Source organism: Chrysiogenia bacterium, from assembly GCA_020434085.1.
GTDB lineage: Bacteria > JAGRBM01 > JAGRBM01 > JAGRBM01 > JAGRBM01 > JAGRBM01.
In genome coordinates this window covers 1-8,525 of sequence record JAGRBM010000453.1, presented here as the reverse complement: position 1 = coordinate 8,525, position 8,525 = coordinate 1, and the positions used below count along the sequence as shown (strand labels likewise).

10 protein-coding genes are annotated in these 8,525 nt (G+C 65.9%); 9 read left to right on the top strand and 1 reads right to left on the bottom strand.

Translation table 11 applies throughout. From position 1 onward, the window contains the following. Window positions 1-514, bottom strand: a 514-nt coding sequence (locus KDH09_15415) for a hypothetical protein (GenBank protein MCB0221085.1), incomplete at its 3' end; no start/stop codon positions are given. Window positions 515-608: 94 nt separating this feature from the next. Here KDH09_15415 and KDH09_15410 point away from each other — a divergent pair. The 9 genes from KDH09_15410 to KDH09_15370 all read left to right on the top strand — a co-directional run. Beyond that, a complete protein-coding gene (locus tag KDH09_15410; protein MCB0221084.1) occupies window positions 609-830 on the top strand; it encodes a biotin/lipoyl-binding carrier protein in 222 nt (73 codons plus the stop codon). Between the two features lie 212 nt (window positions 831-1,042). Further along, window positions 1,043-1,966: a glycosyltransferase family 2 protein gene (locus tag KDH09_15405; protein ID MCB0221083.1), complete on the top strand. Its 924-nt coding sequence runs from the start codon at window positions 1,043-1,045 to the stop codon at window positions 1,964-1,966. A gap of 23 nt (window positions 1,967-1,989) precedes the next feature. After that, window positions 1,990-3,354 (top strand): glycosyltransferase, encoded by a 1,365-nt coding sequence (locus tag KDH09_15400; protein ID MCB0221082.1) that lies wholly within the window; start codon window positions 1,990-1,992, stop codon window positions 3,352-3,354. After that, window positions 3,348-4,760 (top strand): HEAT repeat domain-containing protein, encoded by a 1,413-nt coding sequence (locus tag KDH09_15395; GenBank protein ID MCB0221081.1) that lies wholly within the window; start codon window positions 3,348-3,350, stop codon window positions 4,758-4,760. The genes KDH09_15400 and KDH09_15395 overlap by 7 nt, the downstream gene beginning before the upstream one ends. Next, window positions 4,761-5,333, top strand: coding sequence for a HEAT repeat domain-containing protein (locus tag KDH09_15390; GenBank protein ID MCB0221080.1), 573 nt, complete (start codon window positions 4,761-4,763; stop codon window positions 5,331-5,333). A 5-nt stretch (window positions 5,334-5,338) separates the two neighbouring features. Further along, on the top strand, window positions 5,339-6,964 hold the full coding sequence (locus KDH09_15385; protein MCB0221079.1) for a HEAT repeat domain-containing protein: 1,626 nt from the start codon (window positions 5,339-5,341) through the stop codon (window positions 6,962-6,964). After that, complete coding sequence (locus tag KDH09_15380; protein MCB0221078.1) at window positions 6,961-7,695, top strand: glycosyltransferase family 2 protein; 735 nt, start codon at window positions 6,961-6,963, stop codon at window positions 7,693-7,695. Before KDH09_15385 ends, KDH09_15380 begins: the two co-directional genes overlap by 4 nt. Further along, entirely contained in the window at window positions 7,692-8,075 is a 384-nt protein-coding gene (locus KDH09_15375; GenBank protein MCB0221077.1) for a DUF2304 domain-containing protein, read from the top strand. The genes KDH09_15380 and KDH09_15375 overlap by 4 nt, the downstream gene beginning before the upstream one ends. Before the next feature lie 136 nt (window positions 8,076-8,211). Then, window positions 8,212-8,525: aldehyde dehydrogenase family protein (locus KDH09_15370; GenBank protein ID MCB0221076.1), on the top strand; the 314-nt coding region annotated here is incomplete at its 3' end.

The window sequence follows — 8,525 nt, the reverse complement described above, 5'->3', positions numbered from 1 at the left end:
GCAGGGAAAAGAGCCCGCAGAGCACGGTCATGCGCTGGACGATGTAGGTGACTGCCTGGGTCTGGATCGGGTGAAGCGCCCAGAGCGCCGCCGCGCCGGTTGCCAGAAGTGCCCGGTCGCGGGTGGTAACGGGCTGGGCGCTCGGCGTGGCAAGGAGCTCAAACAAAAGAAGCGCCAGCGCCAGCGCGGCCAGCGCGTGGAGGGCGTCACTCAAAAAGTGGAAGGCGCCCGGGCTCTGGCCGTGGGCCCACCACTGCAGGGCGAAGCTCAGATAGGGAATCGGTCGCAGCCGGGCAGGGGACTCGAAGGCGGCGGCAAACCAGCCGCGGGCGCTGCCGGGATCGAAGCCCGTGACGGCAGGATTTTCCAGAATGTTGGGTCCGTCGTCGAAGAGGAAGGCCCCGCCGGAATTCGAGGCGAAATGCACCGCAAAAGTGAGCAGCACTAGCCCCAGAAGGAGTGTTCGAAAGCGCCTGCTTTCGTTGACAAGGGTGGGGTCGTGTGGTTTAGTCACCGCGCTACCTGAGATCCGTTCGGCAGTGAGCCTATCGCGGCCTCGGCAATCAGGGCAAACCCGAAAAGAACAACCACAAGGGGAATTGTCAGCCATGGCAGTCGAAGTTGAAGCTCACATCACCGGTAACCTCTGGAAGATCGTCAAGAAGGTCGGTGACAAGATCGAAGAAGGCGAGGAGATCATGATCCTCGAGTCCATGAAGATGGAAATGCCGGTGGAGTCGCCCTGCGACGGCACAATCACCGACATCCCGGTCAAGGAGGGCGACGCCCTGACCGAAGGCCAGGTGGTGGCCATCATCGACGAAGACTGACCGTCTTTTTCTCAAAACCGCATACGAAAAAGCGGGAATCCCGGTGGGATTCCCGCTTTTTTTATGGAGTTGCCCCCTGCGTGGCCCGACGTGGATCGGGTAACATGACACCCGCACCTGTGCGAGGCACTAGCGATCCGACAAGCCTTCGCGCACGTGCACGTGCACGTGCACGTGCACGCTGAGAGGTGACGCAGCAGGCAAGGACCGCCATGCAAGAGCCTTCCATCAGCGTTGTCATCCCCACCTTCAATCCGGGCGCCGAGCTGCGCGCCCTGCTGGAGGGGCTTGCCACGCAGGCGCGGCCGGCAAGCGAGACCCTGCTGATCGATTCCTCGCCTGATCCGGAGGCGGCGCGGCGCCTTGCCCGTGAGTTCGAAGCCCGCTTCGAGCGCGTGGGGTCCGAGGGCTTTGGCCACGGGCGTACCCGCAACCGAGCGGCGGCGCTTTGCTCGGGTGGGCTCATCGCGTTCTTCACCCAGGATGCGCTGCCCGCCGATGAGGACGTGCTGGGCAAACTTTCCGAGGCAGCACTCATCGAGAACGTCGCCGGGGCCTACGCCCGGCAGCTCCCCCGCGAGGATGCCACGGCGAAGACCCGGGCCGAGGTGCTCGGGTGGTTCGAGGGGGGCTCTGCCCCCATGATTCAGGAACAGCTCCGCCTTGGCGAATGGCACCGGCTCTCACCGATGGATCGCTACCGGCGCGCGCGGTTCGACAACGTGGCCTCCATGGTGCGGGCCGAGGCGCTGCGGGCCCATCCTTTCCCGGAGACCTGGTTCGGCGAAGACATCAGTTGGGGCAAACGCGTGATCGAGAGCGGCCAGGCCCTGGCCTACGCCCCGGCGGCGCGGGTCATCCACTCCCATGATCGCAGCGCGGGCTACGAGTTCAAGCGCACGGTGAACTGCCATGCGCGGCTCCACGAGCTATTCGGGCTCGAAACGCTGCCGCATCTCTCCGGCGCGCTCTGGGGTTTTGTCCGCGAAAGCCTGGGTGGCATTGCAGGGGCGGCTTCTCTTGAAGAAGCGGCAAAGCTGCCCCCCAGGGAGGCGGCACGGGCCTTCGGGCAGTACTTTGGGGCCCGACTCTCCCGGCTGGGATTGGCCGGGCGCATTCACTTTCGGGGAATCTAGTTCTTTGCGCTAAGATAACGCCCATGCGGGTTCTGCTGGCAGTGCACCAGTTCGAAAACCCCTCGGCCGGCGGGACCGAGGTCTATACCCGTGCGCTCGCCGCGCAGCTCGCGGCCCGGAACGAGGTCGCGGTGCTCTTCCCGGCAGGCGCTTTTGCTGATACCCCCGTGCTCGAGCAGACCCGCGCCGGGGAACTCACCCACTATCGCCTTCACGGCCCGGCGCCCGCCGACGGATTTTATGACAACTGGAGCGGCGCGCGCTTTCGAAAGCTCATTGCCCGGGCCATCGCGCTCTTCAAACCCGACGTGGTTCATGTTCAGCACCTCTCTGGCATGGGCGTGGCACTGCTGGAAGAAGCAAAGAACTTCGGCGCGCGCATCGTGATGACGATTCCCGACTACTGGGCCTTCTGCCCGCGGGGGCAGATGATTCGTGATGACTTGCAGAACTGCGAGCGTCCCGACGAGGCGCGCTGCTCGGCCTGCGCGTTCGGCGCGCCGGTGCTGCGCGCGGCCCGCTCGCGGCTTCGCTCGGCGCTGGGACCACTCGGGCGCGTGCTGCCCGAGGACGGTCTTGCCAGCGCGCGGAACATGACATGGCTGGCGCGCGCCGGGGCAGCGATCGCGCCGGCGGGGTTTGCGCCGATCGCTCCGGCGAGGGAGAAGATCGCCGAGCGCCTCGAAGCCCTCTCCCGCGCAATCGATCTCATTGATCTATTTATCGCGCCCTCGCAGGCCATCGGCCGCGCCTACGCGCGCCTTGGCGTCGCGCCTTCGAAAATCCGCCACCTCGACTACGGGTTTGAAGAACTCCGACTCGAAGAGCGCCACGTGCGTGCCGTGACCGAACCCCTGCGGCTGGGGTTTCTGGGAACGCTCATCCCCTCGAAGGGGCTTCACGTCGTGGCCGATGCGCTACGCCTGCTCCGTCCCGGGCAGGTGGAGCTGCACATCTGGGGCGAGTTTGTCAGCTATCACGGCGACGAATCCTATCGGGCCGAGCTCACGCGCCGCCTCTGGGGCCTGGCCCACGAAAACCACGGCCCAATTGCGCACGAGCGCGTCGCCGAGGCGCTCTCGCAGGTAGACGCACTTGTCGTGCCGAGTCTGTGGCGCGAGAATTCCCCGCTGGTCATTCACGAGGCCATGCAGGCGGGGCTCCCGGTCGTCGCGTCCCGCGTGGGCGGAATTCCCGAGCTCGTGCGCGATGGCGATACTGGCTTTCTCTACAAGGCGAGCGACCCCGCCGAGCTGGCCGAGAAGCTGCGGATCCTCTCCAGCGGCTACGAATTCCCCCACCGCGAGAACTGGACGCACCTGGTCGAGTCCATTTCGGATCATGCCCGCCGGGTCGAGGCGCTCTACCTGGAGGGCGCGCAATGGTAGCGGCGCGCAGGTGCGCGGTTGCGGCGTTTGTGGCCGTCGCGCTCCTTGCGACCGGCTGCGCGCGCAAGCCCCGCGGCGCCGACGTCGGCGACGCGGTGGTCGCGCGTTACATCACCTTTCTCAAAGTAGACCGTGACTGGAAAGTGCGCGCCGGCGCGGCAAAGGCGCTGGGAAATCTGCAGGCGGACGAAGCCCTGCCGGCGCTGACCGGCTCGCTCGACGATGAAGACCCGCGCGTGCGGCTCGAAGCCGCGCTGGCCATGATTGCCATTGACGAGGACGAGACGCCGATCGCGGTGCTGATTTTGAGCGATATCGTCTCGAACAAGCACGCCGATTCGAAGACCCGCACTCGTGCGGCCAACGAGCTGCGACTGCTCGGCCCCGGCGCCGTCGACGCCATCGCGCAGCTCCATGCTTCACTGCAGGATCAGCAGATCAACGTGCGCGTGGCGGCAGGCCGTGCCCTCATCGCCATCGGCGCGCTCCAGCCCAATGACATTGCGCTTCTCTCCTGGATGTATGCCGAGGCGCTGGCATCGGTCGTTCCCTCGAACAAGTCGGACATGGACGCCGCGCTCGAGGCGCTGGTGGGGCTCGACGAACTGCTGCGGGACGACGAATACACGCAGGCGGTATGCGAGTCTTTCCTGAGCAGCCAGGACGCCTTCATGCAGGTGGTTGGCGCGAAATATCTGGCGGCAAAGGACGAGCGCTTCCGCCCGCACCTTCTTGCCGCTGCCAAGCAGGGCCTTGGCGTCTACAATGTGATGGGCCGTATTCTCTCGGTCGAAGCCTTCAAGGACCTGGGCGAGGGGGCCTGCCCGGCAGCAGGCGAGCTGACCCGCGCGCTGGCCGATTCCGAGCCCCAGGTGCGTGATGGCGCAACGGCGGCCCTGGTTGCGGCGGGCACCTGTGCCATCGATCCCCTGACGAAGGCCCTTCGGCGCCCGGCGCCGGCGGTTCAGGCCCGCGCCGCCCGGGCACTTTACGAGATCGAGGGCGACCCCGCAGTGGTCGTTCCCGTGCTCAATTTCGTTTTGTCTTCGCGCGACAATGAGGCACGCTGTCAGGCAATCGAGACGCTGGTGAAAGTGGGGCCGGCGGCCAAGGAAGCGCTGCCCCGGCTGATCAACCTGCTCTCGCTGCGTCAGTCCTATTGCTGGGCAGCGCTGGTGAGTGCGGTGGGGCGCGTGGGTGAAGACGCCGCCGTGCCCGCGCTGGTCGAATTGCTGACCGACCCGCGTGTCGAAGTGCGGCGCTCGGCGGTGAGCGCACTGGCCGAGATGGGACCCGGCGCGGCCATCGCGCAGGTGCCGCTCGCTGAGCTATTAAATGATGAAGATCGCCGCACGCGCGAGCTGGCTGGTCAGGCGCTTGAGCGCATTGGAAGTGGGGGGAGATAAATGCAACACGTACGAATGCGACGTGCAGGGCTCGTGCTGGTTGTCGGGCTGCTTGCGATAGTCGGAGTGGCTTGCCGCTCCGGCGGGCCGCAGACCCATGAAGACCGGGTGAGCGCAATGGAGAGTGCGCTACGATCGGGAAGCGAAAGCGAGCGGCGCAGTGCGCTCGACTCGCTCTATGAACTGGGCGCGGAGTCGATCCCGGTCGTGAAACCGCTTCTTTCTTCGCCTGACCCAGAGCTTCGACGCCGCGCGATCTGGGTGCTCTCGAACGCAGGCGACGAGGCCTTCCGCCCGCTGGCGCAGGCCGCGCTTTACGACAAAGATGAAAATGTTCGCTACGACGCAGTGCTGGCGCTCGGTGCATCCTGGGATCAACCACGGCAGGTGATCCCCGTGCTTCGCAAGGCGCTGATGGACCCCGACAGGTGGGTGCGCGTGGCAGCCATCGAATCATTGCGCGCGGTGGGGGACCCCTCCGTGCTGGCGGAGCTGGAAACTCTCACCCGCGATGAGGACCGACTCGTGCGCAGCGCTGCCATCTCGGCCATCGAAACGCTCCGCGTGGAGTAACAAAAGTGTCCGAACAATCTCCACCATTTCACTGGGCATGGTTCATCGCCGCCGGCGCGATCATCGCTGCCGTCCTGCTGTTTTTCCAGATGCAGGAATTCGCCGGAGAGACGCGGCTTTTGCTTGAAGAGGCCGGCGACGCCCTGGCTCGATGCGAGGCGCGTATGGAGGGAGGCGATTCGCTATCCGAAACACAGAGCGAGCCGGCCGAGGCCTGCATCATCGAAGAGGCCGAAATGGACGCGCCCGCCGACCGGCCCGAGGCGCTGGGCATTGCGAGCGAGCCCGCCATCGCCGCGCACCTTGTCGAAGCCCTCACCAGCGGCGATGCCCACCAGCGTTGCCGCGCGGCGCAGGCGCTCGGCGGCTTCCAGTATGCCTCGTCTGTACTGGCGCTTCGCTGGGCCGCCGATCAGGACGATGCTCCTTTCCTCTCGCGCTGCGCGGGCGAGGTGCTCAACTGGATGGGCGAGCGCGCCCAGACCGAGGCGCTCATTCGTGCGCTTCCCGAGAGCCACTACGCCGCGCGCCGCCGCGTGATCGAGGCGCTTGCCGCGCTCCGCCATCCGCGCGCGGTGTCGGTGCTTGCCGGTCTCATTACGGATACCGATCCGCGCATTCGCCGCCTGGCACTCGAAGCCCTTGGCGAGATGCGCCAGGAAGCGGCAACGAGTGCACTGGTCGCAGCGCTGGGGGATCCCGACTACAGCGTGCGGCGCGTGGCGGCGCAGCAGCTCGGAAAGATCGGCGAGAGCCGCACGGTCGCGCCGCTCTCGAAGGCGCTTGCCGACTCCGACCCACAGGTACGCAGCGCCGCGGCCGCCGCGCTCGGGCGGATCGGTTCGCGCTCGGCAACGGCCGCGCTTGGGCCGGCGCTCACCGGCGATGCCGACGCGCAGGTGCGCCAGGCCGCCGCCGAGGCCATCGGAAGTCTGCAGGACGCGGCCGCGATCAAGGAACTCATCGCCGCACTCTCCGACGATGTTCTTTCGGTACGCATGGCGGCCGTGCGCGCGCTGGCGCAGGTGGGGGGCTCGGCAGTGTCCTCGCTCCATGCGGAGTTGGATAACGAGCGCGTCGATACCCGGCTGTTCGCGGCGCAGGCGCTCGCCCAGATCGACGCTGCCGACCCGCTGCTGTTGCCGGTGCTGGAGGCGGCCCTTACAGAGGACGACGTGGTGCTGCGGTTTCTCGCGGCGCAGACGCTCGCAGAACTCGAAACGCAGGCTCGCGCCGCCGCGCCGGCGCTCGGCGCGATGCTTGAAAAAGATCCCAGCGCAGAGAACCGGATGATGGCCGCCATGGCCCTTTCGGGAACCGGCGATTCCGGGGCGGCCGAGGCCCTCGTGCCCGCCATGACCGATGACGATGCCCGCGTGCGGCGCATCGGGGTGGAGGCCTTCCGGCGGCTCAAACCCGACGTGGCATTGGCGATTCCAATTCTCAGCGAAATGCTGCAGGATGAGAATGCAGAAGTCAGAAGGACGGTCGTGCGGACGCTGGGGGAAATGAAGGCCCCGAGCGAAGAGGTCGAGCCGCTGCTCCAGCTCATGGCGGGTGATGAGGACCCGGAGGTGCGCGCGGCGGCCGAGCTGGCGATTGTCAGGCTTCAGGGAGCGAACCGGCGGTGAAAGCGCTGATCATCATTCCAGTCTTCAACGAAGAACGCTTTCTGGCGGACGTGCTGCAGCAGGTCCGGAAGAAGGCGCCCGGGATCGATGTGCTCGTCGTCAACGACGGTTCGACCGACCGCTCGCGCGAGGTGGCCCTGGAAGAGGGCGCATTGCTTGCCGAACACGCCTTTAATGCCGGTTACGGCGTGACGATCCAGACCGGGCTCAAGTATGCGCTTCGCCATCACTACACCCATGCGGTGACGTTTGACGGAGACGGACAGCACGAGGCCGCTTGCATCGGGCCGCTGCTGGAACATTCCATCGAGAGCGACGCCGATCTGGTGATCGGTTCGCGCTACGCGCCGCGCATGGAAGGGGCCGAACACGGTTACCGCGGCCCGTGGCTTCGCCGGCAGGGCGCGCGCTTTTTCGGCATGCTGGCCGGACGCATGATGGGCATGGCGCTCACCGATCCCACCAGCGGATTCCTTGCGATGAACCAGACGGCGATGAGCCTCTACACCGCCGATTTCTTCCCCGACACCTATCCCGATGCCGACGCCGTGGTGCTCGCGCACAAGAGCGGGCTCAAGGTGATCGAGTATCCGGTCGTCATGTATCCCAACGCAGAGAAGAAGACCTCCATGCATGCGGGACTTCGCCCGATTCGTTACGTCTTCGACATGTTGCTCTCGCTGGGGATGCTGGGACTTGCCGGGGGCGATGACTTCAGGAGCCGCAAGTGACGCCGCACCAGCAAGTGGTTGCCGCTTCCATTGCATTGCTGATGCTCGCGGGCGTGCTCGAACTGGTACGACGCCGCACGCTTCGCATCGAATATTCCTGGCTCTGGATCATCGCGATTCTGGGACTTCTGGCGCTGATTCTTTCCTCGAACTTGCTCATCGGGCTCACACGCGTGATCGGGGCGGTTGATTCCACCAGCACGGTCTTCATGTTTGCCTTCGTTTTTCTCGTCTGCATCTGCATCCACTTCACGGTGAAGATTTCCCAGCTCACCAACCAGGTGAAGAAGCTCACCCAGCAACTCGCCATTCTCGAAGCCGAGAAAACGACGCTTGAGCGCGGCCAAGTTGCGGGCGAGTCCGCAACGCCAACCGAGTAGAGGCGCGCCGGGCGCCCGTTGGCGCCGCCGGGGGCATCGGGTAGGGTGAGCAGCCGTTCACCCGGGGACTTTCCGGGTGGACCACTTTGGGCGGTTTGTCTGCGAATCCAGCCCCTTCCGCAAGGAGCCCTTTTCGATGCGCGAGTATCAGCTTTACATCAATGGCGAGTTTTGCGATGCGGCCGACGGCCGCACGTTCGAGTCCCTGAACCCCCACGACCAGTCGGTGGTCGCCAAATGCGCGCTGGCCGGTCCGAAGGACGCGGCCCGCGCACTCGAGTGCGCCCGTGCGGCCTTTCCCGAGTGGTCGCAGACCAAGCCCAGGGCGCGCGCCGGGGCGCTGCGCGAAATGGCGGCGCTCATCAAGAAGAACAGGGATACGCTCGCGCCCCTGGAAGCACAGGACTCGGGTTCGATCATCCGCAAGGCCATGGGCGACATGGGCCAGTG